General features: G+C 65.4%; 19 protein-coding genes and 2 pseudogenes. 15 read left to right on the top strand and 6 right to left on the bottom strand.

The window, feature by feature from the left end:
* Positions 1 to 6 precede the first annotated feature (6 nt).
* Positions 7 to 1,089: a serine hydrolase domain-containing protein gene (locus tag NW75_RS09380; RefSeq protein WP_197057780.1), complete on the bottom strand. Its 1,083-nt coding sequence runs from the start codon at positions 1,087 to 1,089 to the stop codon at positions 7 to 9.
* A 343-nt stretch (positions 1,090 to 1,432) separates the two neighbouring features.
* On the opposite strand from NW75_RS09380, the gene NW75_RS09375 reads away from it, so the two are divergent.
* The 7 genes from NW75_RS09375 (at position 1,433) to NW75_RS09345 (ending at position 8,680) form a co-directional block, all read left to right on the top strand.
* A complete protein-coding gene (locus tag NW75_RS09375; protein ID WP_033964919.1) occupies positions 1,433 to 2,422 on the top strand; it encodes a TerC family protein in 990 nt (329 codons plus the stop codon).
* Positions 2,422 to 2,709, top strand: a complete 288-nt coding sequence (locus tag NW75_RS09370; RefSeq protein WP_033964917.1) for a TFIIB-type zinc ribbon-containing protein — start codon at positions 2,422 to 2,424, stop codon at positions 2,707 to 2,709. The genes NW75_RS09375 and NW75_RS09370 overlap by 1 nt, the downstream gene beginning before the upstream one ends.
* Positions 2,710 to 2,847: 138 nt before the next feature.
* On the top strand, positions 2,848 to 3,225 hold the full coding sequence (locus NW75_RS09365; RefSeq protein WP_052192342.1) for a tellurite resistance TerB family protein: 378 nt from the start codon (positions 2,848 to 2,850) through the stop codon (positions 3,223 to 3,225).
* 304 nt (positions 3,226 to 3,529) lie between these two features.
* On the top strand, positions 3,530 to 5,251 hold the full coding sequence (gene ilvD / locus NW75_RS09360) for a dihydroxy-acid dehydratase (RefSeq protein WP_033964916.1): 1,722 nt from the start codon (positions 3,530 to 3,532) through the stop codon (positions 5,249 to 5,251).
* Positions 5,252 to 5,273: 22 nt separating this feature from the next.
* Entirely contained in the window at positions 5,274 to 6,341 is a 1,068-nt protein-coding gene (pyrC, locus tag NW75_RS09355) for a dihydroorotase (protein WP_033964915.1), read from the top strand.
* Between the two features lie 46 nt (positions 6,342 to 6,387).
* Entirely contained in the window at positions 6,388 to 7,212 is an 825-nt protein-coding gene (locus NW75_RS09350; RefSeq protein WP_033964971.1) for a DUF6671 family protein, read from the top strand.
* 85 nt (positions 7,213 to 7,297) lie between these two features.
* On the top strand, positions 7,298 to 8,680 hold the full coding sequence (locus tag NW75_RS09345) for a bifunctional folylpolyglutamate synthase/dihydrofolate synthase (RefSeq protein ID WP_231565084.1): 1,383 nt from the start codon (positions 7,298 to 7,300) through the stop codon (positions 8,678 to 8,680).
* A 44-nt stretch (positions 8,681 to 8,724) separates the two neighbouring features.
* Here the strand turns inward: NW75_RS09345 and NW75_RS09340 are convergent, their stop codons facing one another.
* Entirely contained in the window at positions 8,725 to 9,612 is an 888-nt protein-coding gene (locus NW75_RS09340; RefSeq protein ID WP_033964912.1) for a LysR family transcriptional regulator, read from the bottom strand.
* A 128-nt stretch (positions 9,613 to 9,740) separates the two neighbouring features.
* Here NW75_RS09340 and NW75_RS09335 point away from each other — a divergent pair, with 128 nt between their 5' ends.
* The 8 genes and pseudogenes from NW75_RS09335 (at position 9,741) to NW75_RS09300 (ending at position 18,684) form a co-directional block, all read left to right on the top strand.
* Complete coding sequence (locus tag NW75_RS09335; protein WP_033964911.1) at positions 9,741 to 10,514, top strand: HAD-IA family hydrolase; 774 nt, start codon at positions 9,741 to 9,743, stop codon at positions 10,512 to 10,514.
* Positions 10,515 to 10,900: 386 nt separating this feature from the next.
* On the top strand, positions 10,901 to 12,532 hold the full coding sequence (locus NW75_RS09330) for an NADH-quinone oxidoreductase subunit L (RefSeq protein WP_033964910.1): 1,632 nt from the start codon (positions 10,901 to 10,903) through the stop codon (positions 12,530 to 12,532).
* Positions 12,529 to 15,086 (top strand): annotated as a pseudogene (locus NW75_RS28220) (YbcC family protein). The gene NW75_RS09330 and the pseudogene NW75_RS28220 overlap by 4 nt, the downstream one beginning before the upstream one ends.
* Positions 15,083 to 15,988 (top strand): sulfate adenylyltransferase subunit CysD, encoded by a 906-nt coding sequence (gene cysD, locus NW75_RS09320; RefSeq protein ID WP_033964970.1) that lies wholly within the window; start codon positions 15,083 to 15,085, stop codon positions 15,986 to 15,988. The pseudogene NW75_RS28220 and the gene cysD overlap by 4 nt, the downstream one beginning before the upstream one ends.
* A gap of 2 nt (positions 15,989 to 15,990) precedes the next feature.
* Positions 15,991 to 16,854: a DUF6671 family protein gene (locus NW75_RS09315; protein ID WP_033964909.1), complete on the top strand. Its 864-nt coding sequence runs from the start codon at positions 15,991 to 15,993 to the stop codon at positions 16,852 to 16,854.
* A gap of 25 nt (positions 16,855 to 16,879) precedes the next feature.
* Entirely contained in the window at positions 16,880 to 17,131 is a 252-nt protein-coding gene (locus NW75_RS09310) for a hypothetical protein (protein WP_033964908.1), read from the top strand.
* An 89-nt stretch (positions 17,132 to 17,220) separates the two neighbouring features.
* The gene (locus NW75_RS09305) at positions 17,221 to 17,649 is read left to right on the top strand and encodes a hypothetical protein (protein ID WP_033964907.1); all 429 of its coding nucleotides are present in this window, start codon (positions 17,221 to 17,223) and stop codon (positions 17,647 to 17,649) included.
* Positions 17,650 to 17,754: 105 nt separating this feature from the next.
* Positions 17,755 to 18,684, top strand: a complete 930-nt coding sequence (locus NW75_RS09300) for a LysR family transcriptional regulator (RefSeq protein WP_033964905.1) — start codon at positions 17,755 to 17,757, stop codon at positions 18,682 to 18,684.
* Positions 18,685 to 18,720: 36 nt separating this feature from the next.
* Here the strand turns inward: NW75_RS09300 and NW75_RS09295 are convergent, their stop codons facing one another.
* From NW75_RS09295 to trbF, 4 genes and pseudogenes are all read right to left on the bottom strand, one after another.
* Positions 18,721 to 18,945, bottom strand: a complete 225-nt coding sequence (locus NW75_RS09295) for a DUF2274 domain-containing protein (RefSeq protein WP_033964904.1) — start codon at positions 18,943 to 18,945, stop codon at positions 18,721 to 18,723.
* A gap of 2 nt (positions 18,946 to 18,947) precedes the next feature.
* Positions 18,948 to 20,088 (bottom strand): annotated as a pseudogene (locus NW75_RS09290) (TrbI/VirB10 family protein).
* A gap of 71 nt (positions 20,089 to 20,159) precedes the next feature.
* The gene (trbG, locus tag NW75_RS09285) at positions 20,160 to 21,185 is read right to left on the bottom strand and encodes a P-type conjugative transfer protein TrbG (RefSeq protein WP_052192340.1); all 1,026 of its coding nucleotides are present in this window, start codon (positions 21,183 to 21,185) and stop codon (positions 20,160 to 20,162) included.
* Positions 21,182 to 21,865, bottom strand: coding sequence for a conjugal transfer protein TrbF (gene trbF, locus NW75_RS09280; RefSeq protein ID WP_033964902.1), 684 nt, complete (start codon positions 21,863 to 21,865; stop codon positions 21,182 to 21,184). Before trbF ends, trbG begins: the two co-directional genes overlap by 4 nt.
* Positions 21,866 to 21,949 lie beyond the last annotated feature (84 nt).

The following is a 21,949-nucleotide window of genomic DNA, read 5'->3' as shown; positions in this document are numbered from 1 at the left end:
GCCGGGTTACAATCGAAACGCCGAGCCCCCAGCCGCGTGAGCCCCAGAATCTCGGAAAGAATGGCGACGCCGCTTTTGGTCGGCCGTCAAATGGTCCGTAGTCATCGCCTCGATCGACAATCGGGACAGGATCCGCTCCTTTCCGTAGGCACCATGGTTCAGCAGCATGCGGCCGAATGCGAGCATGTCGTTGGCGGTGGACACGAACTGGTCGCCGGCGCCCGATTCGAACGCGCAGAGTTGCGCCAGGAGTGCGACACGCGCCTCTTCAAGGGGGGTGATGACGCCGGTGACGAAGTCCGTCTGATAGCAGGTCGCCACCCGCTCGAGCTTGGTCTCCGGCAGCGTGAACCCGCTATCGATCATACCCAGCGGCTCAAAGATGCGCGCCCGTAGAAAGTCCGACAGCGGCATGCCGGACGCACGCGCGATCAGCACGCCCAGAATCTCGGCGCTCGCGTGATATAGCCACCGCTCGCCAGGCTGGCTGGCAAGCGGCAGGCGTCCCAACGCCTGCAGATACTCGTCAGGCGTTCCCGGAAAGTAGAATGTGCTGAGCGGCAGGCGGGCCTCGGTCATAGCCGCCTGCAGGGGACAGGTAGGCGAGAGAAACCGGACTTCACCATAGCCTGAGCGATAGGTCAGCAGGTCGCGCAACGTAATTGGGCGTGTGGCAGGGACCGTGTCTTCGAGCGCGCTGTTGATCGTGCGCAGAACCTGTCGGTTCGCCAGCTCCGGGAGGAATTCGTCGACCGGATCGTCCAGCCTGAGCCGGCATTCCTCGACCAGGATCATCGTCGCCACCGCGGTGATCACCTTTGTCACCGAAGCCATGCGGAAGATCGTGTCGCGCTGCATCGATGCCGCGGTGTCAAACCCTAGGGTTCCGATGGTATCGACGTGCTCCGAGCCTCGTCGAGCGACCACCGCCACCAAGCCGGGCAACTGGCCGCTATCCACATGGCGGCCAAGGCTGTCGTGCATTCGAATCAGCCGCGATTTGGATAGGCCCGCGGTTTTCGCATACTGCGACGAGAATAGGTTAGCCGCCTTGCGTGGCCGGGGTTTTTCCGGAACCTGTCCAACCACGATCCGCTCCTCCCGCGATCCAGGCGAAGGCGCCACCGAGTAGCCAGCCCGTTCGTACGAAGTATAGCGGAGCTGGCACCCTGGGCCAAGCAAACCGCAGGTCATATTGACCGCAACGAAACTAAACAGCCAAGCGTGAATCGTGTCGACGCGTGCTTGCTCATGCGTCGGTTGTTGGCGTCCTCTTGTAACGTCACTTGACTGCTCCTATGTGCGGATTGCGGGCCGGGCCCCTCTGGCGATCCTGATGATCGTGATGTCGGACCGCATCGAGTGCGCTCGATGCCCGGGTCCGATGTTCACCGCTCCCGCTCGAGCTGCGCTCCGTAAAAGGAGGCGGTATTTGGAATTTCTGTTTCTTGAGTGGCTCGGCAAGCCCGCCTGGATGTGGCTCGGCTTCGTCGCGATAGTTGGCGTGCTGCTGGCGCTCGACCTCGGCGTCCTGCATCGCAAGCAGAAGGAGATCGGCGTCGGCGAGAGCCTAGCGCTTTCGGCAGGCTATCTTGCTCTGGGTGTAGGATTTGCGGGCCTCGTCTGGTGGCAGCTGGGTGAGACTGCCGGCATCCAGTATCTCACCGGCTTCGTGGTCGAGAAGAGCCTCGCGCTCGACAACGTCTTCGTCATCGCGCTGATCTTCGGGTTCTTCGCGGTGCCGCGCCAGTATCAGCACCGCGTGCTGTTCTGGGGCATTCTGGGCGTGATCGTGCTGCGCGCGATCATGATCGGCATCGGGGCAACGCTCGTCGCCGAGTTCGGCTGGGTGCTCTACCTGTTCGCCGGATTTCTGATCCTAACCGGCATCAAGATGCTCGCCTTCGGCGACAAGGAAATGGACCTAGCCGCCAACCCGGTGCTGAAGTTCGTCCGCCGCCGTTTCCGCGTTACGGACGAGCTGCACGGCGAGCGCTTTCTCGTGAAGCTGCCCGATCCCAAAACCGGCAAGCTCGTGCGCTACATGACGCCGTTGTTCCTCGCGCTCATCCTGATCGAGATCGCCGACGTGATCTTCGCGGTCGACTCCGTGCCGGCGATCTTCGCGATCACGACCGATCCCTACATCGTCTACACCTCGAATATCTTCGCGATCCTGGGACTGCGCGCGCTGTATTTCGCGCTGGCGGCGGTGCTGCACCGCTTCGCCTATCTGAAGCAGGCGCTGGCGGTGCTGCTGATCTTCATCGGTTCGAAGATCTTCGTCGCTGACCTGCTCGGACTTACAAAGTTCCCACCGGCCTGGTCGCTCGGGGTCACCTTCGCGATCCTCGCTTCGGGCATCGCCTATTCCCTCTGGCGCACCCGCAATCCCGTCCCCACCCTGACAGGAGAATCCTGATGCCCCTGCTGCTGTGCCCCAACGACAACGGATCGATGCAGACCGTACAGCGGTCCGGCATCGAGTTCGACATCTGCCCGACCTGCCGAGGCGTCTGGCTCGATCGTGGCGAACTTGAAAAACTGCTTGCTGGGGGGCGTGAAGCCGAACCCGACGACCGGCCGGTGCATGGCCAATCGCCACGATCAGCGTTCGAACAGCGTCACGACGGCCAGCGCGACTGGGACGATGACGACGGCTATCGGCGCAAGAAAAAACGGTCCAGCATCTTCGACATTTTCGACTGACCAGCAATCACAGTCAGCGCCCAAAGGCCCAATCACGAAAGGACAGACCATGCCATATCGACGTTCGCTTGGCCGCTTCTCCAAACGCTCCTGGGAAGAGTTCGGCGACGAGGTTCACAGGCGCGGAACGAGCATCTGATGGAGGGCATCGTCGCGGGGTGCGCGCTGGTCGCCTACGCTGACGGCTGGGTGACGACCGAGGAACATGATCGGATGCTGGGCTTGCTCCGCGGATTCCAGCCGATCGCCGCCTTCGGACTCGACGATGTCGCCGCCACCTTCGAAGCGATGACCGAGCGGTTCACCTCCGACCGGAAAGGCGGCGAGGCCGCCGCGTTCGAGGCCGTCGCTAGGGTCAAGGGTGCGGCGCGCTACCCGGCTTTGCTGGTCGAGGCATGCTGCGCGATCGCCGCCGCCGATGGCGGCTTTGATGCTGACGAGCGCCGGGCGGCCCTGCGCATCTGCGAGGTCCTTGGGCTCGATGCCGCCGAATTCGGTATTGCGGACGCATCGTAGATCGACACGTGTCGGCGCAAACGCGTGTTCAACGTCTGAACTGCGCGACCGACCAAGGGTGACGATACATAAAACAGAACGATGTCTTGCAAACTTTGTAGTCAACTGAAGGCGTCGTCGCGTCTACCTTGAGCACAGCGGAACCTACGAGCCAATTCTGACTGTCTCGCCATGGATCCTGGCGGGTTGGAACAAGCCTGGTCACGGGACGCCAGCAAGCCGCAGGATGCGCGCGGGCTTCGTGGCTGAGAGGGCGAATCTTGAACGATCATCGGGAAGGCGTTGAAGAGGGTCGAGCGCGACGGTGGGTTCGGATGCGGACAAGAAGGGCTTGCCGAGTCGGCATACGACCGTGGGTCCCGAGCGTGCGCCACATCGCTCGTTCCTGTACGCGATGGGCCTTTCAGCCCGAGAGATCGCCCAGCCATTCGTCGGCGTCGTCACGACCTGGAATGAGGCGGCGCCGTGCAACATCTCGCTGTCCCGCCAGGCGCAGGTTGTGAAGAAGGGGGTAGCGGCGGCCGGCGGCACGCCGCGCGAGTTCACCACCATCACGGTCACCGACGGCATCGCGATGGGTCATGCCGGGATGAAGGCCTCGCTCGTCAGCCGCGAGGTCATCGCCGACTCGGTCGAACTCTCCGTGCGCGGTCATTGCTATGACGCTCTCGTTGGGCTCGCCGGGTGCGACAAGACCCTGCCGGGGCTGATGATGGCGATGTTGCGCCTCAACGTTCCCTCGGTATTCCTCTACGGCGGCTCGATCCTGCCGGGTCGGTTTCGCGGAAAGGACGTGACCGTGCTCGACGTGTTCGAGGCCGTCGGCGCCAACGCCGCCGGAACGATGAGCGATGCGGACCTCGCGGAACTCGAGATGGTGGCATGCCCATCGGTGGGCTCGTGCGGCGGTCAATACACGGCCAACAGCATGGCTTATGTGTCGGAGGCGATCGGTCTCGCCCTGCCGGGTTCGGCTAGCACGCCTGCGCCTTACGAGTCGCGTGACCGCTTCGCGGACGCGTCCGGTCGCGCGGTGATGGCACTCCTCGCACGGGGCCTCAGGCCGCGCGACATCGTCACGCGCCAGGCGCTAGAGAACGCGGCCGCGGTCGTCGCCGCAACCGGCGGATCGACCAACGCGGCGCTCCATCTGCCGGCGATGGCGCATGAGGCCGGCATCGCCTTCGACATTTTCGATGTCGCCGCGGTGTTTCGGCGCACGCCGTTGATCGCCGATCTGAAACCCGGCGGACGCTATCTCGCCAAGGACGTGCACGACATTGGCGGCGTGCCGATGGTGCTGAAAGCCCTCCTCGACGGCGGCTTCCTGCACGGGGATTGTCTGACCGTGACCGGCCGCACCTTGGCCGAGAATTTGGAAGGCGTGCGTGTGCCTGACAATCAGGACGTCGTCCACCCGACGACGCGGCCGCTGTCGCCGACCGGGGGCCTGGTCGGCCTTTCGGGAAATCTCGCGCCTGAAGGGGCGATCGTAAAGGTGGCGGGCCTGCGCAGGCTGGCCTTCAGCGGCCCTGCGCGGGTGTTCGACCGCGAGGAGGACGCTTTCGCAGCGGTGATGCACCGGCGCTACCAGGCGGGTGAGGTGCTCGTCATCCGCTATGAGGGGCCACGCGGCGGGCCCGGCATGCGCGAGATGCTGTCCACCACCTCGGCGATCTATGGCCAGGGCATGGGGGAGGACGTGGCCTTGATCACCGACGGCCGCTTCTCTGGCGCGACGCGGGGCCTGTGCGTCGGGCATGTCGGGCCGGAAGCTGCGGTCGGCGGCCCGATCGCGCTGATTGAGGACGGCGACATGATCGAGATCGACACCGAGCGCGGAACACTGTCTGTGCGGCTCGATCCTAAAGAGCTGGCGGCGCGCCGTGAGCGGTGGCAGCCGCGCCGGCATGCCTTCCAGTCAGGAGCGCTGTGGCGCTACGCGCAGACTGTCGGACCCGCCGGCAAGGGCGCGGTGACTCATCCCGGAGCGGCTGCGGAAGAGCATGTCTATGCCGATATCTGAGCCAGGCGCCACAGCCGAGAACATGGAGTCGTCCGCCGCGCAGCGCCTGATCCTTCGCCAGCCCGACGACTGGCATGTGCATCTGCGCGACGGCGCGATGCTCGCCGCGGTCGTCAACGAGACCGCCCGTCAGTTCGCCAGGGCGATCGTCATGCCCAACCTCGATCCGCCGGTGACGACGGTGGCCGCGGCGCAAGCGTATCGCGAGCGCATCCAGGCTGCCGTCACGCCGGGTCTCGCCTTCACGCCACTGATAACGGCCTATCTGACCGACGACATCGACCCGGCGGAAATCGAGCGCGGATTCAAGTCGGGCGTGTTCACCGCGGCAAAGCTCTACCCTGCCCATGCGACGACCAACGCCGCGCAAGGCGTGACCGACGTGGCTCGCATCTTCGGCGCCCTCGACGTCATGCAGCGCCTGGGGATGCCGTTGCTGCTCCACGGGGAGGTCACGGACCACGACGTCGACGTTTTCGACCGTGAGGCCGTGTTCATCGACCGCGTGCTTGCGAAGGTGGTTGCAGGATTCCCCGGGCTGAAGATCGTCCTCGAACACATCACCACCGCCGAAGCCGTGATCTTCGTCGAGGCCGCCGGGCCGAACGTCGGCGCCACGATCACGCCGCACCACCTGATGATCAACCGCAACGCGATGTTCGAGGGCGGCATCAGACCGCATCTCTACTGCCTGCCGGTTGCGAAACGCGAGCGGCATCGTCTGGCGCTGCGACGCGCGGCGACCTCGGGAAACCCGAAGTTCTTCCTCGGCACCGATTCAGCGCCGCACGCGGTCCGTGACAAGGAGTCCGCCTGCGGCTGCGCCGGCATCTTCAACGCGCCCGTCGCCCTGCAGAGTTACGTGACAGTGTTTGACGAGGAAGGGGCGCTGGACCGGTTCGAAGCTTTCGCGTCAGAACATGGTCCCCGCTTCTACGACCTGCCGCTCAACACGGGCTTGATCGTGCTCGAACGGACACCGTGGCGGGCCCCATCGGTCTTCGCCGCCGCCGGCGACCAGGTCGTGCCGTTCCAGGCCGGCGCGTCCATGGCCTGGACGTATCGGGGACTGATCGATGCGCCGACATGAGCCAGCCGCAACCGACGAACCACGTCCTTACGCAGGTCGCAGCGCCGTGCTCGCCACCATGCATCGCAAGGAAGATGCGATCGCCCCGGCCCTGAACACGACACTTGGTCTTGTCGTCGTACCCGCGTCCGGTCTCGATACCGATCAGCTCGGGACGTTCTCCGGCGAAATCGCCCGACAGGGGACGATGCTCGAGGTCGCGGTGCGCAAGGCGAGGCTGGGCATGCAGGGCGCCGGATTACCGCTGGGGCTCGCCAGCGAAGGCTCGTTCGGTCCCCATCCGGCGATCCCGTTCTTCGCGGCTGGCATGGAACTCCTGGTGTTCGTCGATGACGAGAGGGGGATCGTCGTCAGTGAAAGCCTGATCGCCGACGCGACCAACTTCGGCCACCTCGTTGTCGCGCCTGGCGACGCCCTTGACCCGTTTCTCGAACGGGTTGGCTTCCCGAGCCACGCCTTGATCGTGCGGGCAAATGAGGGTTCGGTGACAGCCGCTCTCGCCAAAGGCATCACCGACCGGGAAAGCCTCGCGCGCGCGATCGCGACGGCCGCTGCCGAATCCTCGGATCGCCGCGCGCGTCTGGAAACCGACATGCGCGCCCACCTCAATCCGACGCGGATGAATAGCCTCGCGGCGCTGGCGGATCGTCTCGCTCGCCGGCTCGCGACACCATGTCCTGCGTGTGCCGCGCCCGGTTTCGGCCGTACGGGATCGCGCGTCGGCTTGACGTGCGAGGCGTGCGGTACGCCCACCGAGATGGTCCTCGCCGAGGAATATGGTTGTTCCGCGTGCGGTTGTCGTGAGGAGCGGCCTCGGTCCGACGGGTTGATCCGTGCGCCGGCGCAGTATTGTCCGGAGTGCAATCCATGAGGCACCGGGGCGCTTATCCCGCTTCGAGACCGACGTCGCGTCGGGGTGCTGCTCGGAGGGGTCAGTGGCGCAAAGGGCGGACCTGGTGGCCAGCTTTGGTCACGCCCGCCGAGGCCCGAACCGCTCCGCCGATCTCGGTGGTGGACTGTCCCTCGTGACAGACGGTCTGCGAGCTCACGACGCTGCGCTGGAGCGACTGCGCGCGCTGCACCCGCAGCTGATCGATCTTTCGCTCGTTCGCATGGAACGTCTCTGTGCGAAGCTCGGATGCCCTGAGCGTCGCCTGCCACCCGTGATTCATGTCGCGGGGACCAACGGCAAAGGGTCGACCATCGCGTTCCTGCGCGCCATCGTCGAGTCTGGCGGCTTGCGCACGCACGTCTATACCTCACCGCACCTCGTCCGTTTCGCGGAGCGGATACGGCTGGCCGGGGAACTGATTTCTGAGGATCATCTGGCTGAGGTGCTGGCGCGGATTGAAACGGCGAACGAGGGTGAGCCGATCACATTCTTCGAGATCACGACGGCGGCGGCGTTGCTGGCGTTCGCGGAGACGCCCGCCGATCTCTGCCTGGTAGAGGTGGGTCTGGGCGGGCGTTATGACGCAACCAACGTCATCGAGCGTCCGGCGATCACGGCGATCACGGCCGTCGCGCTCGACCATTGTGAGTTTCTCGGAGAAGGGATCGCCGAGATCGCGGGGGAGAAGGCCGGCATCATCAAACCCGGAGTTCCCTGCGTTTCCGCTCGCCAGGTCGAAAGCGCCTCGGTCGTGATCAGGCAAGCGGCCGAGAGCGCACGAGCGCCGCTTATGCTGGCTGGCCGGGATTTCGATTCATGGGCGGAAGGCGGCCGCATCCGCTATCAGGACGCTGCCGGAGTCATGGACTTGCCCCAGGGTCGTTTGATTGGCGCGCATCAGGTCGCCAATGCCGGGCTCGCGGTCGCCGTGGCCCGCAAGTTCGGCCTGCTGGACCCAGCCTTGGCTGAGGGGATGAGATGCGCCTCGTGGCCCGCCCGGATGCAGTCCTTGACGGCAGGCCCGCTGGCCGGACGAGCGTTAGCGCGAGGCGCCGATCTCTGGCTCGACGGCGCCCATAATCCTCACGCGTTCAGATCGCTGGCCCGATCGCTTCGCGACCTGAGAGCGAGCGATGGGCGGCCGTTGGCGGTCATTCTCGGCGTCCTCGCCAACAAAGACCTTGAAGGCATCTTCGCGGCGTTGTGTCCGATCCGTCCCCTAAAGCTGCTCGTGGTGGCATTTGATGCGAGCGCGGCGGCCGATCCGGCGATCCTGTTGGACGTGGCGCGGCGTGCGGGGCTTTACGCGGAGGCTCGGCCGGATGTCTCAACGGCTCTCGATGCGGCGCTTTCGGACGACGGGCCGCCGCCGCATGTGGTCATCTGCGGTTCGCTCTATCTCGCCGGAGAGGTCTTGGCGCTGGATTCAGAAACCTGGCCAAATTGAAAAGCTGACGGCGTCATAGGCAGAACCCGAACTAAGCGACGGTATCACTTTCCGTTTGCCGCCCGCATGAGCAACTCCCCGAGCAAGGGATTCGGAAAGCGGCGTTTCTGGGTGATCGCGTAGAACGTCTCGCTGAGGTTCGGGACGGGACAGACCTCCACGAGCAGGCCGGCAGCGAGCTCGTCGCGCACCACGATTGGCGGCACGAGCGCCAGTCCGTCGCTGTCGCGAGCCAGTAGCCGCAACATCGCCATGTCGTCCACTTCGGCAAATATAATCGGGCGCACACCGGCGAGTTCGAGGATCCGGTCGAACCCGATGCGGATCTCGCTGTCGAGACTCGGTAACAGGATGGGTTGCGACCGCAGGTCTTCCGGGAAGCGGAACGCGACCGGTTCGGCGCGCGGGCGCCTTACCAGTGCGACCGGCTGCTGAGCGAGCAGATGGCTGCGAAGATCGGACCGCGCGTCGTGCTGCGGCGCGCTGTTGGCGAGCACGACATCGATCATATGCGCCTCAAGCTGGGCGAGGAGATCGCGCATGGTCCCTGAGCGGATGATCAGCTCGACGTCGGTCCGGCCCACGAGTGGGCTCAGGAACTCCAGCTGGAAGTTTCGCGAGAGCGTCGTCAACGCGCCCACTCGGAATGCTTGGCGCCGATCCACCGGCCGCCCTTTCATCGTGCTCACCAGCTCGTCGCCGGCCTGGAAGACGGTGTCTGCATAGTCGAGGGCGATCCGACCGGCCTCCGTGAGCACGAGGCGTTTTCCGGCTCGGTCGAACAGCGGATGGCCAAGCTGCAGTTCGAGCTTGCCGAGCTGAACCGAGAGGGCCGATTGCGAAAGGTTGAGGCGGTCAGCGGCGCGAGTGAGGCTGCCCTCATGAGCGATCGCCCAGAAATAGCGCAGGTGGTGATAGTTGAGAGTGGCCATGGCTGAGGAGTTTATGAAACAGAACGATATGTTGCAATCTTTGTATTTTATCGAAGCGCGAGCGGGGTGGTAGATAAGACAGATTTGTTCACCGCCAACAAAAATGGTTTTGCCATGAGGTCACTGGCATGAAGTGTGGGCTCCGCGGTCTCTTCCTGGACTTCGATGGTACGATCGCGGAAACCGAGCGCATCGGGCAACGTGTCGCCTACAATCGCGCCTTTGCCGAATTGGGGCTCGACTGGTTTTGGGACGAGGCGCTGTATGGCGAACTTCTCGCTGTGGCCGGCGGCAAGGAACGCCTGCGCTTTTATCTCGAACGCCAACGGCCTGAGCTTCTCGATGACGCCGACACTTCCGCCCTGATCGCTGAGATCCATCGTGCGAAGATCCGGCACTTCGCCGAGATCGCTCCGGCGATTCCGCTTCGGCCAGGCCTGTTGCGGCTGGTGCGGGAGGCGGACGCCGCCGGCGTCATGGTCGCGATCGCGACGACAGCGTCTAAGCCTGGCGTCGAGGCGCTGTTAAGCCAAGACCTGCACTTACCCGCCATGATCAACCTGATCGCGGCCAACGAAGCGGTTGAGCGCAAGAAGCCCGAGCCCGATATCTATGTCTGGGCGCTCGCGCGCTTGGGGCTTGAGGCCGCCGACTGCGTCGCAATCGAGGATTCGAGTGTCGGCCTACGCGCGGCGCTGGCGGCTCATCTGCAAACAATCGTCACGGTGAGCGACTACACGACGCGGGAAGATTTTGCCGGCGCAACAGCTGTGCTCTCGAATCTGGGGGAGCCCAATGCACCCGCGCTTTCGTTGCACGGTGCCCGTCCAGAAGCCGGAATTGTTGACTTGGCGTTCTTGGAGGAGATCCTGAATGCCGCGGGCCGCCAAGCTGTAGTGTAAACGTCGGCACCGTCGGGCAAGTCGAGACGTCGTTGGAATCCGCAAGCCATCAACGAGAAGCCGCAAGAGCCGCGCGGCTCCATCACATCCTTCTCCGCCATTTCCTTCGCTCGACACGACCGAGCCGGAGCGGGCAACCCGTCACGGCTCGGCCCAAGCGAACCCGGGGGAGCGCCGGTCGCGGACTAGTCCCGCGCTACACAATCCGGCGGAATTGCTGAACCGTTGCCCTTTCCTACGGTCGGACCTGCATCCCGCTAGCGATGAAAGGCGGGCGGTTTGCCGGATCACAGTTTTACGAAAGAGAATGATCTCTTGTAATCTTTGTATTTTATCGAAAACGTCGCGCACGATATTGCAGGGGTAGCTACTTCTTGGAGGCACCCATGTCTGCATCGCTGCTATGGCTCCTTGGCCTCGGTCCACTCACCCTAACGGCCGTCGGCATGGCACCGGTGGCCACAGTCGCGCGGCAACGCATCGCCGGGACCGCCTTTGCGGCAGGTCCGGCGGCCGCCTTCGCGCTCGCATTAGCGCTGACGGCGGCAGTCGCTGTCGCGTTTCACGGACCGCTGACGACGGGTACGCTCGGCATCAGCGGCGTCGGGCTGGGGATCTATATCGATGCATTGAGCGTGATCATGTTCGCGCTCGTCGCCTTCGTCGGCCTGATCGTCATCCTCTATAGCCGCAACTATCTCGACGGCGATCCCGGGCAGGGCCGTTTCACCCGCTGGCTGTGCCTGACGCTGGCGGCGGTGCTGCTGCTAATCGTCTCGGGCAATCTTTTCCAGTTCGCGCTTGGGTGGATCGCAACCAGCCTCGGGCTCAACAAGTTGCTGTTGTTCTATCCCGAGCGGCAGGCGGCGGTGCTCGCGGCTCGCAAGAAATTCCTCGCCAGCCGCCTCGGCGATCTCTGCCTGATCGCCGCGATGGTGCTGCTGCACCAGGCGTTCGGCAGCCTCGACTATGCGGTCCTCTTCGCGGGCGCGGAGGCGATGCGCGTCGGCGGAGACATTCCGACTGCCATCCACGCGGTCGCGGTGCTGCTGGTCGTCGCCGCGCTGCTGAAGTCGGCACAGTTCCCGCTGCATGGCTGGCTCACCGAGGTCATGGAGACGCCGACGCCCGTGTCGGCGCTGCTCCATGCCGGTGTGATCAATGCCGGCGGCTTCCTCGTGCTGCGCTTCGCCGATGTCATCTCGCTCTCAGCGCCATCGATGGAAGTCCTGGTCATCGTCGGCGGCGCGACCGCGCTGTTCGGGTCGGTCGTCATGCTCACCCAGACCAGCGTCAAGGTTTCGCTGGCCTATTCGACCATCGCCCAGATGGGGTTCATGATGCTGCAATGCGGCCTCGGCGCGTTCGCCGCCGCGCTGCTGCACATCGTCGCCCACTCGCTCTACAAGGCGCACGCCTTCCTCTCGTCGGGCAGCGTGATTGACCTCGCGCGGGCGTCGTGGTCGCCGAGCCCGGGCGGCAAGCCGCACCCGGCCCGGATGGCGATGATCGTCGGTCTGGTGCTGGCGGCGGCGCTGGTCGTGGGCACGCTGTTCGGGGCGACGATCACCGCCCAGCCCGGTGTGTTCGCGCTCGGCGCGGTGGTGATGCTGGGTCTCGCTCACCTCATCACCCAGGCCTTCGACGAGCGGCCGAGCCTCTATGTGGTCGCCCGGACGGTCGCGCTCGCCGTCGTGGTGTCGCTCGCCTATTTCGGGCTGCAATGGGCGGTGGAGCATGTGCTCGCCGGGTCGCTGCCCCCGGTGCAGGCGCTGCGCGGCCCTCTCGACCTCGTCATCGTCGCCCTGGTCGTCCTCGCCTTTGCCGCCGTGACCGTCTTCCAGAGCGTCTTGCCGGGCAAGGCCGATGCCCCGCGCTGGCAGGCCATCTACGTCCATCTCGCCAACGGCCTCTATGTCAACACGCTCGCCAATCGGCTGGTGCTGCGGTTCTGGCCCAGCCCGCCGCCGCCCACTGCGATCGTTTCCTCGACTACTGTCAGCGGAGTTCCCTCATGAGCCATGTCGTCGCCGTCGCGTTCGACCCGCCAAGCCCGGCCTGTGATGTGGAGCCATCGATCAGCCGGCAACGGCCGGCGATCGACGCCGCCATCGACCGGGCGTGCAACAAGATCGCGCCGCTTTGGCCGCTCAAGCACTTCGTCGCGGTCAATCCGTTCTTAGGCTTCAGCGACCAGAGCTTTTCGGCGACGAGCGCAACGCTGCGCCGTGTCGCCGGCGTCGACATGCTGATGCCGCGCAATTTCTATCGCGAAGCGCTGGCGGCGGGACGGATCGAGGATCGCGATCTGGAGGCGGCGATCGCCGCGACGTCCGGTCATGCGGCGCCGGCGAGCGATGCCGCCGCGCTGCGCCAGTCGGCGACGCGAGAGCCAGTGACGAAGAGGCCAAAAGCGGTGGTTGCGACTGTCGCCGAAGTTCTCGACGGCCTGGCGGCGGGCGACCGTCAGGCCTCGCGCACGGCCTTCATGATCGACGAGATCTCGAAGTGGTGCGCGGCTTATTTCGACGAAGGTCAGGCGGCCTGGAAGCTGCCGTCGCGGGCGCTGCCGCCTTACGCCGCCTGGCGCGCGGCGATGCGGTTCGACCGCAACCCCGAGACGATGGGGATCAAGGGCTTCCGCAAGGCTGTCGCCGCCATGCCCGACGATCCGCGCGACGCGATCGTCGCGGTCGTCGGCGCGCTCGGCATCCCCGATCGCGCGGTCGAGGATTATCTGCACCGCGCGCTGATCGATATCGGCGGCTGGGCCGCCTATGCGCGCTACCGCGTCTGGGACAACGCGCTTTACGGGCGCGACGACGACACCCTGGTGCAGTTGCTGGCGATCCGGGTGGTGTGGGGCTATGCACTGTTCCTCGAACGCGCGGACCCCGCCTTCAGAATTGCGTGGTCGAAGGCGATGGCTGAGGCCACCGCGCTGCCGGAGGACGAGCGCCTTGGCGACGATCCGGAGCTGGTCATCGATCTGATGCTGCACGAAGCCTATGAGGCCGCGTATCAGCGTCAGTTACTGGCGCGGCTCGGGCAGCACCTCGCCTCCCCCGCGCCCTCGAAGGCGCGCGCAAGGCGTTCCAGGCGGCGTTCTGCATCGACGTGCGCTCCGAGGTCTATCGGCGCGCGCTGGAGACCGTATGCCCCGAGGCCGAGACGATCGGCTTCGCCGGCTTCTTCGGCTTCCCGATCGAGTATGTGCCGATCGGCCGCGACACCGGCGGAGCGCAATGTCCGGTGCTGCTCAAGCCGGCCTTCGTCGTCTGCGAGGCGGTCGCCGGCGCTTCCGAGCCCGAGGAGGCGGAGATCCTCAATCGGCGCCTGCTGCGTCGTCGCGCCGCCAAGGCGTGGAAGGCGTTCAAGCTCTCGGCAGTGTCGTCCTTCACCTATGTCGAGACGGCGGGCTTGCTGTTCGCCGGCAAGCTCGTCGGCGACAGCGCGCGCCTGACCCGGACGGTCAGCGATCCCAACACCGATGGCCTCGACAAGAGCGTCATCGGTCGGATCGGTCCACGTCTGGAACCCCGTGCGGTGGGCGGCCGGCTGACCGGCTTCGACGACGCGCAGCGCGTCGCCATGGCCGAGGCCGTCTTGCGCGCCATGTCGATGACGAAAGACTTCGCGCGGCTGGTCCTGCTCACCGGGCACGGCAGCACGACCGTCAACAATCCCCATGCCTCGGGGCTCGATTGCGGCGCGTGCGGCGGCCACACCGGCGAAGCGAATGCCCGCGTCGCCGCAGCCATTCTCAACGATCCGGGCGTGCGCATAGGCCTCGCCGGCAAGGGGATCGACATCCCCGAGGACACCTGGTTCCTGGGCTGTCTGCACGACACCACGACGGATGAGGTCCGCATCTTCGACGCTGGCGATCTGCCCGCATCCCACGCCGCCGATCTCGCCGCACTGCGCGCGGCGCTCGCCAAGGCTTCCTCGCTGGCGCGCGCCGAGCGCGCGCTGGGGCTCGGGATCGACAACAAAACGGACGTCGATGATGCGGTGAAGGCGCGCAGCCGTGACTGGGCGCAGGTCCGTCCCGAATGGGGGCTGGCCGGCAACGCCGCCTTCATCGCCGCCCCGCGGGCGCGGACGCGCGGGCTCGATCTCGGGGGCCGCGCCTTCCTTCATGACTATGAGTGGCGCAAGGACGACGGGTTCGGCGTGCTCGAACTGATCATGACCGCGCCGATGGTCGTCGCGAGCTGGATCAACCTGCAATATTACGGCTCGACCGTGAACAACCGCGCCTTCGGGAGCGGCAACAAGGTGCTTCACAACGTCGTCGGGCAACTGGGTGTGCTTGAGGGCAATTCCGGCGACCTCAAGGTGGGATTGCCCTGGCAGTCGGTTCACGACGGCGAGCGCTTCGTGCACGAGCCGCTGCGGCTCAACGTTTTCATCGCAGCCCCCGAAGACGCGCTGAACGGCGTCATCGCGAAACACGCGGGCGTTCGCCATCTCGTCGACAACGGCTGGGTTCACCTCTTCCGGCTGGCCGACGATGGGCGGGTGATCCGCCGCTACGTCGGTGGGCTTCAATGGGAAGCCGCCGCATGACCGCACGGCTGTCGCACCTCGCTCGACTGGAATCGGAGGCGATCCACATCCTGCGCGAGGCCGTCGCCGACGCGCGCAAGCCGGTTATGCTGTTCTCGGCGGGCAAGGACTCGACCGTGCTCGCCCACCTCGCGTTGCGCGCCTTCTTTCCCGGCCGACCGCCGTTCCCGCTGCTCCATATCGACTCGACCTGGGAGTTCCGGTCGCTGCTCGACTTCCGCGACGCCTTCGCGCGCGAGCATGGGTTCAAGCTGATCGTCCATGCCAATGAGGACGGTCGCGCTGCCGGTCTCAACCCGTTCGATCATGGCGACCGCTATACGCTGGAGATGCGCACCGAGCCGCTCAAGGCCGCTCTCGACCAGGGCGGCTATGACATCATCTTCGGCGGGGCGCGCCGCGACGAGGAGAAATCACGGGCCAAGGAGCGCGTGTTTTCCGTTCGGAGCGCCGGCCATGTCTGGGAACCCCGCCAACAGCGTCCCGAGCTCTGGAATCTCTACAACACGCGGCTCGGCAAGGATCAGTCGGCGCGGGTGTTCCCGCTGTCGAACTGGACCGAAACTGACGTCTGGACGTATGCGCTCGTCTACGACATCGCGCTGGCGCCGCTTTATTTCGCGGCGCCCAGGCCCGTCGTGGAGAGGGGCGGGGGACTGATCGTCGTCGATGACGAACCCCGCATGCGACTGCGGGCCGGCGAAACCGTCGACACGAAGACCGTGCGCTTTCGGACGCTTGGCTGCTGGCCGGTGACGGCGGCGGTCGAATCCGACGCGACGGACCTCCGCTCCGTAGTCCAGGAGACTTTGGCTGCCAAGGGATCGGAACGTCAGGGCCGGATCAGCGACGGAGAGGATGGCGGCTCGCTCGAACAGAAGAAGCGGGAGGGGTATTTCTAAACATGCCCGCCGCCTCGCGCCCCTACGACGATGAACTGGCGGTGCTCGCGACGATGCACGCCAAGGAGCGGGTGATAGCGCCGCTGCTGGAGCGAGCGCTCGGTCTGCGTGTCAAGGTAAGCAACGGCATCGACACCGACCGGTTCGGAACCTTCAGCCGGGACGTCGAGCGGACAGGCTCGCAGCTCGATGCCGCGCGGGCCAAGATCACGGCGGCGTTCGCGGAATCGCCCGACGCCAGGGTCGCGCTCGCAAGTGAAGGCAGCTTTGGCCCGCACCCTTACATCCCGTTCGCGCCGCTCGCCCGCGAGATCGTCGTGCTCGCCGATCGCGCCCGCGGGCTTGAGCTCATCGGTCGTCATGCGGGCCTGAACACCAACTTCAGTCACGCGGTTGTTTCGGACGTGGCGGCGGCGCGCGCATTCGCCGAGCGGGTCCAGTTCCCCGCTCACGGCGTGATCGTCATCGGATGTACCGAGGGTCAGCCGGCACCTCAGCGCGCGCTGATCAAAGATATCGGCAGCGCGGCGGAACTCGACAACGCGGTGACGCAGGTGGTCGGCGTATGTGGTGCGGCCTTCGTCGAAACCGACATGCGCGCCCATCGAAACCCGAACCGCATGCGCGCCATCAAAGCCGCTGCCATCGATCTGGTCCGCCGGTATCGCAGCCAGTGCCCGGTGTGCTTGGCACCCGGGTTCGCCGTTACCGAGCGGCTTTCCGGTCTGCCCTGTTCGTGGTGCGGCGGGCCAACCTTGGCGATGCGGGCGGACGTGCTTTCGTGCGCAGCCTGCGGTCACCGGATCGAGCGCCCGGTTGCAGCGACAACGGCGGATCCAGGTCAATGCGGCGATTGCAACCCGTGACTGTCAGGTAAGCGAGGAGGTTCACATGGCAGAAGGAGGAAAGCGCCGCGACGGCCCAGAAGATGCCGATTCGATGATTGAATGGGTTTTGGCGAACCCTCGCATGAGCCTGTGGCTCAAGAACGCCCTGCGGAGCGCCCTTGACCAAGACCCCTTCGATGTTCTCAACGACCTCGAAATATTGAAACACCTGTCGGCGGCACGATGCCGATCGGCGCTGAACTCCTATTATGCTGAACACGACTGCGGCGCCGTCGAGTCCGTCAATAAGGACTGACAGTGCACGCGGGCTACGGGCGCAACAGCTAAAGAAGCTGACTAAACACCTTTGACGATTCCTTTTCACCGCTTGAAGGAAAGTGCTTTATGTTTGAACCGTCGCGGCGCATGCTCGGGGTAAGCGCTTTGTCTGCGTTGGCTATTCCCGCATTTTCGTGGGCGGGCGAGACTGCGGCCATCAGGTCAGCTACACGCGCTTTCGAACTGACATTTCTGAAGGCTCAGGATGGCGACACCACGTCGCTTGCGCGCTTCATCACGCTCAATTGGTTCGAGATGGACCGGATTGCGGTCGAGCGCGGAATTATCACCGAGTACCGCATGCTCATATCGAACGAGGCGGACCAGCCTTGGGACGTACTCGTCATCGTCGGGTATCCCTCGGAGGCGGGATACTCCGGCGTCACCGCGGAATTCGAGGCAATCAGGACAGCCCACGCGACCGCGACTGTCGATGGCAAGACGCTTGGCCAGCTTGGCGCGATCGTGAGTAGTCGGCGGCTGATCCCGGGATGAGCACGCACACAGACACAGCGACGACCTCAAGCCAACGTGGCGATCTCAAGACGCGATCGGTTATGCGTCGGACCTCATCGAAGGTGTGAGCCTGCGCCTCGCGAGATGAATGGAGGCGACATAAGGATGGAGCTTCGACACCTTCGCTACATGGTTGCGGCCGCCGAGCGGGGGAGCTTCCGGCGGGCGGCAAAAGCCATGGGGGTCCACGAGTCCGCCATCAGTCGCCGCGTGCGTGACCTTGAGGATGAGATCGGCGCGGCACTGTTTGTCCGCCATCACGGGGGCGTTCAACTCACCCATGCAGGCAGTCAGTTTCTCATCCGTGCGCGCAAGGCCCTAAGGCATATTGGTCATGCAGCGATGGATGCTGGATCGCACGGGCGTGGAGAGGCTGGAGCTGTTCGGATCGGCATATTTTCTTCTCTTGCTTCCGGATTCCTCGCTGACTTGCTTCGCGCCTTCATCGCGGCACATCCGGCCATCCGACCCGATCTTGTCGAAGGCGGCCCGTCTGCGCACATCAACGCTGTTCAGCGTCATGACCTCGACGTGGCATTCCTCACTGGCCAACCGAGTGCGGAGGGCTGTGATCTGGCACAACTATGGACGGAACGGGTTTATGTGGCGATCCCGGATGGTGATGAGTTGTCGAAGAAGCCGGTTATTTCGTGGGCGGCCCTTTACGAGCGACATTTCATCATCAGCGACACCGATCCCGGACCTGAAATCCATGACTATCTGGTCAAGCACCTCGCTGACCTCGGGCGTCATCCGAGCATCGAAAGCTATCGCGTCGGCCGAGATAATCTGATGCACCTCGTGGCCCTTGGGCGAGGTCTGACTTTGACAAGCGAAGCGACCATAGCGACGCGCTTCCCCGGTGTTGTTTACCGGCCGCTATCGGACGATCTCCTCACGTTCTGCGCCGTGTGGTCTCCCCGGAACGACAATCCGGCCTTGAGACGATTGCTCAGCCTCGCCAAGTCGCTTTCAGCGACCCAAAGGATCACCAGGTCACCCATCGAGGCCTAAGACTTGCGCTTCCAGGACGAAGTCGTCGAATGCGGTTCATCTACCTGTTGTCCGACGCGCTTTTGCGAATGCTCGATCGGTCGCCATGAACCGCTCGATCATCGGTGAAATCAGCTTGATCGGATCACCGACAGGCCGACCCGTCTCGCGCGCGAGCACCTCGGCGTAGGCGACCAGGTTCCGATGGACCGTCGCCGGCAGTTCGATCGACACCTTAGTCGGCTTGTCGTCGTCGAGGGCTCCCAGCTTTAACTTTGCCATGGTCAACCTCCATAGGGTTCGAGGACAAGGTCGCGGGTTACGATGACCCGCACGGGGAATCCCGGTCGGATCGTAAGCGTCGGCGCGACGTTGAGCTGACGACGAACGATCTGCTGGCCGGTATCATTAATGGTGTCCTGACCGCCGTTGCGGATTGCCTGAATCAAGCGATCTTCATCGTTGGTGGCGAGTTCGGCGCCCAGGCTGAGGAGGGTGGACAGACCGGCGGCTTTGGCCAGATCCCACCAGTGGTAGTCCACGCCGTCCTGTAGCCCGGCATAACCCTCAGCGTCCGCTCCGGGCTGGCGCTCCAGCACGATCGAGCGACCGTTCGGGAAGATCAGGCGGTTCCAGACGAGCAGCACCCGGCTCTGCCCAAACCCGACATTGTTGTCGTACTGACCGACGATGCGTGTGCCCTGAGGCACAAGCAGAATCCGGCCGGTCGGACTGTCGTAGACGTTCTCGGTCACCTGGGCGGTGATCTGGCCGGGAAGATCGGAGCGGATGCCGGTGATGAGCGCGGCGGAGATGATGGTGCCCGCCTGCAGGACGTTTGGCGACGCTGGCGCGGCAATACGATCCGGGGCGACGGTGCGCCGATCGGCGGCGGCATTCAGGAAGGCGAGCTGCCGATCCTGAGCGGTGGGCGTGGCGGGCTGTGGCGCGAGGCCGAGGCTGCTGAGATCAGCGCCGGTGGGGGCGTGGCAGCGGCAGTGCCGGGTGCCGGCGATGACAGCGGACGGCCCTCCGTACCGGCAAAGAGCTTGGCGGTGCGGGCGGTCTCGATCTCCTGGAGACGCCGCTGCTCCTCGGCGCTGAGGCCGGGGTTCGGTGTGGCGATGCCGGGCGCCGGCACCGGTTGGCCGCGGTTCTGCGCGTCCAGGATGGGTCGACCGAGATCGCCGGGGAGCGGCGGTCCCAGCTGCGGTACCCGACTGTAGTCGCGCGGGAGGCCGGCCAAGCCGTCCGCGGTCGAGCGGTTGTCGATCGAATAGAGCTCCTCGGCGGTTTTGCCGCGTCGCGGGTCTGAAGCGCGTAGATCAGCGCGCTGCCGAGCCCGACGCTCGCGACCAGCCCGATGCCGGCGAGCACCTTGCGTGACAGCCGCGTCACCCGCGGCGCTTCGGCGCGCAGGCGCATGGTCGAGGCAGCTTCCTGGGCGGCCCCTGTCAGCGGAGCCGCCTCGTCGTCTTTCGGGGCCTGCGGCTCGCTCACGATGTCGGCCTCCCGTCGGTGCGGGTGATCCGCACGCGCCTCTGGCGATCGCCGGCGCCGAAGCGCAGCTCGGCGGCCGCGAACAGGCGATCGACAATCATGTAGTTACTACGGACGCGGTAGTTCACGAGTTCGGAGGTGTCGCCCTCCGGGCCGACCACGAACAGCGGCGGCATCTCTCCCTGGGCGATGCCCCGCGGGAACTCGATGAAGACCTGCCGCCCGTCGTCATAGGCGCGGAGCGGCCGCCACGGCGCGCGGTCGCCCTCGATGGCGTAGCGGAAGTTGATGTTGGCGAGGTCGACGCCGGTGGCGACCGGCCGCGCCGCCTCGGCCTGCGCGTTCTGGCGGCGGAGCGCGATCAGCTGATCCTGCGGATACTGCCAGGAGACCGAGGCCATATAGGTCCGCTCGGTGGAGCGCAGCTCCATATGGTAGGTGCGCAGGTTGGTGTTGATGACGAGGTTCGTCATCAGATCGGCGCGGGTCGGCTTCACCAGGATATGGACTTGGGTGGTCGCGCCGGAGCCGCTCTGGGTGTCGCCGATGATCCAGCGCACCGTGTCGCCGGCGGCGACCGGCCCTGCGCCGACGAGCTGTTCGCCGGGCTGGAGCGCGATGTCGGTGATCTGGCCGACGGCGGTATAGACTTGATAGAGCGCGCCCTGCGTCCACGGATAGACCTGCATGGCGTTGATGAAGCCGTCGCGCACCGGCTGCACCCGCGCGGCCGCATTGGCCTGGTTGATCCGCGCGGCGGGATCGGTCGGTTCAGGGGGCCGGCGGCGTTCCTCGACCGGTTTCATCTGGCCGGGCAGCGGCAACGGCCGTGGCAGCTCCACCACCTGGACCGGCGCGGGTGGATCGACCGTCTGTACCGCGGGCGCGGCATCATCATAGGAGATCTCGGGCGGCTTTTGCGCGGTGGCGCAGCCGGCGAGCGGGGTTGCTGAGAGCAGCAAAGCCGCGAATGTGGACGTGCGGAAAGCCGGGTTTCCGGCTCTACGGAAAGACGGCTTCATTGCCCAAGCTCCCGTGACCAGTTGATGGCGTTGACGTAGATGCCGAGCGGGTTGGCGCGCAGCCGGTCGGCATTGCGCGGGACCTGCACGACGATGGTGAGGATGGCGGTCCAGCGGCTCGTCTCGGCGAGCTGGCCGTTCTCGTAGCGCCGCTCGGTCCAGGCGACGCGGAATGAGTCCGGCGACGCCCGGATCACGCTCGAGACGTCGATCGCGATTTGGATCCGCCCGACCTTGGCGAAGGGGTCGTTCGAGCGTGCATAGTCGTTGAGCGCCGCGGCGCCGCGATCGGTGGTGAAATCGTAGGCGCGCAGCCAATTCTGGCGGACGATGATCGGGTCGGCGGGGATCGTGCGGACCTGCTCGATGAAGCGCGCGAGATGGAAGGCGATCTGGGGATCGGTGGGCCGGTAGTCCGCGACCGCGGGCGCGATCGCCTGCGCCTGGCCGAGCCGGTCGACCTGCACTACCCAGGGCACGACCGTGCCGCGCGCCGATTGCCAGACAAGCGCGGCGGCGAACCCGGCAGACAGGATCAGCGAGCCGAAGGCCATCAGCCGCCAGTTCTTGGCCTGGACGCGGGCGCCGCCGATCCGGTCATCCCAGACCTGGGCGGCGCGCTGATAGGGCGTCTCGGGCTCGGGGGTCTTGCCGTAGTGCGTGGAAGGTCTTTTGAACATCAACGGTCGCTTTCGGAGAGGTTGATGGAGGCGCCGCCGCCATGGCTGTCGCCGCTGCGCACCGCGTGCGCGGCGGCCGTCACG

It is taken from the genome of Sphingomonas sp. Ant H11, assembly GCF_000797515.1.
Taxonomy (GTDB): Bacteria; Pseudomonadota; Alphaproteobacteria; order Sphingomonadales; family Sphingomonadaceae; genus Sphingomonas.
Note: the sequence above shows the minus strand (reverse complement) of the source record. Positions and strands in the feature narration are given on the sequence as shown.

Bases quoted from the DNA above. Each gene is read 5' to 3' on its own strand.
- NW75_RS09305 (WP_033964907.1), top strand. From the start codon at position 17,221: ATGTTTGAACCGTCGCGGCGCATGCTCGGGGTAAGCGCTTTGTCTGCG.
- pyrC (WP_033964915.1), top strand. From the start codon at position 5,274: ATGGAGTCGTCCGCCGCGCAGCGCCTGATCCTTCGCCAGCCCGACGAC.
- NW75_RS09330 (WP_033964910.1), top strand. From the start codon at position 10,901: ATGTCTGCATCGCTGCTATGGCTCCTTGGCCTCGGTCCACTCACCCTA.
- trbF (WP_033964902.1), bottom strand. From the start codon at position 21,865: ATGTTCAAAAGACCTTCCACGCACTACGGCAAGACCCCCGAGCCCGAG.
- NW75_RS09310 (WP_033964908.1), top strand. From the start codon at position 16,880: ATGGCAGAAGGAGGAAAGCGCCGCGACGGCCCAGAAGATGCCGATTCG.
- NW75_RS09315 (WP_033964909.1), top strand. From the start codon at position 15,991: ATGCCCGCCGCCTCGCGCCCCTACGACGATGAACTGGCGGTGCTCGCG.
- NW75_RS09295 (WP_033964904.1), bottom strand. From the start codon at position 18,945: ATGGCAAAGTTAAAGCTGGGAGCCCTCGACGACGACAAGCCGACTAAG.
- NW75_RS09335 (WP_033964911.1), top strand. From the start codon at position 9,741: ATGAAGTGTGGGCTCCGCGGTCTCTTCCTGGACTTCGATGGTACGATC.
- NW75_RS09370 (WP_033964917.1), top strand. From the start codon at position 2,422: ATGCCCCTGCTGCTGTGCCCCAACGACAACGGATCGATGCAGACCGTA.
- cysD (WP_033964970.1), top strand. From the start codon at position 15,083: ATGACCGCACGGCTGTCGCACCTCGCTCGACTGGAATCGGAGGCGATC.
- trbG (WP_052192340.1), bottom strand. From the start codon at position 21,185: ATGAAGCCGTCTTTCCGTAGAGCCGGAAACCCGGCTTTCCGCACGTCC.
- NW75_RS09340 (WP_033964912.1), bottom strand. From the start codon at position 9,612: ATGGCCACTCTCAACTATCACCACCTGCGCTATTTCTGGGCGATCGCT.
- NW75_RS09300 (WP_033964905.1), top strand. From the start codon at position 17,755: ATGAATGGAGGCGACATAAGGATGGAGCTTCGACACCTTCGCTACATG.
- NW75_RS09365 (WP_052192342.1), top strand. From the start codon at position 2,848: ATGGAGGGCATCGTCGCGGGGTGCGCGCTGGTCGCCTACGCTGACGGC.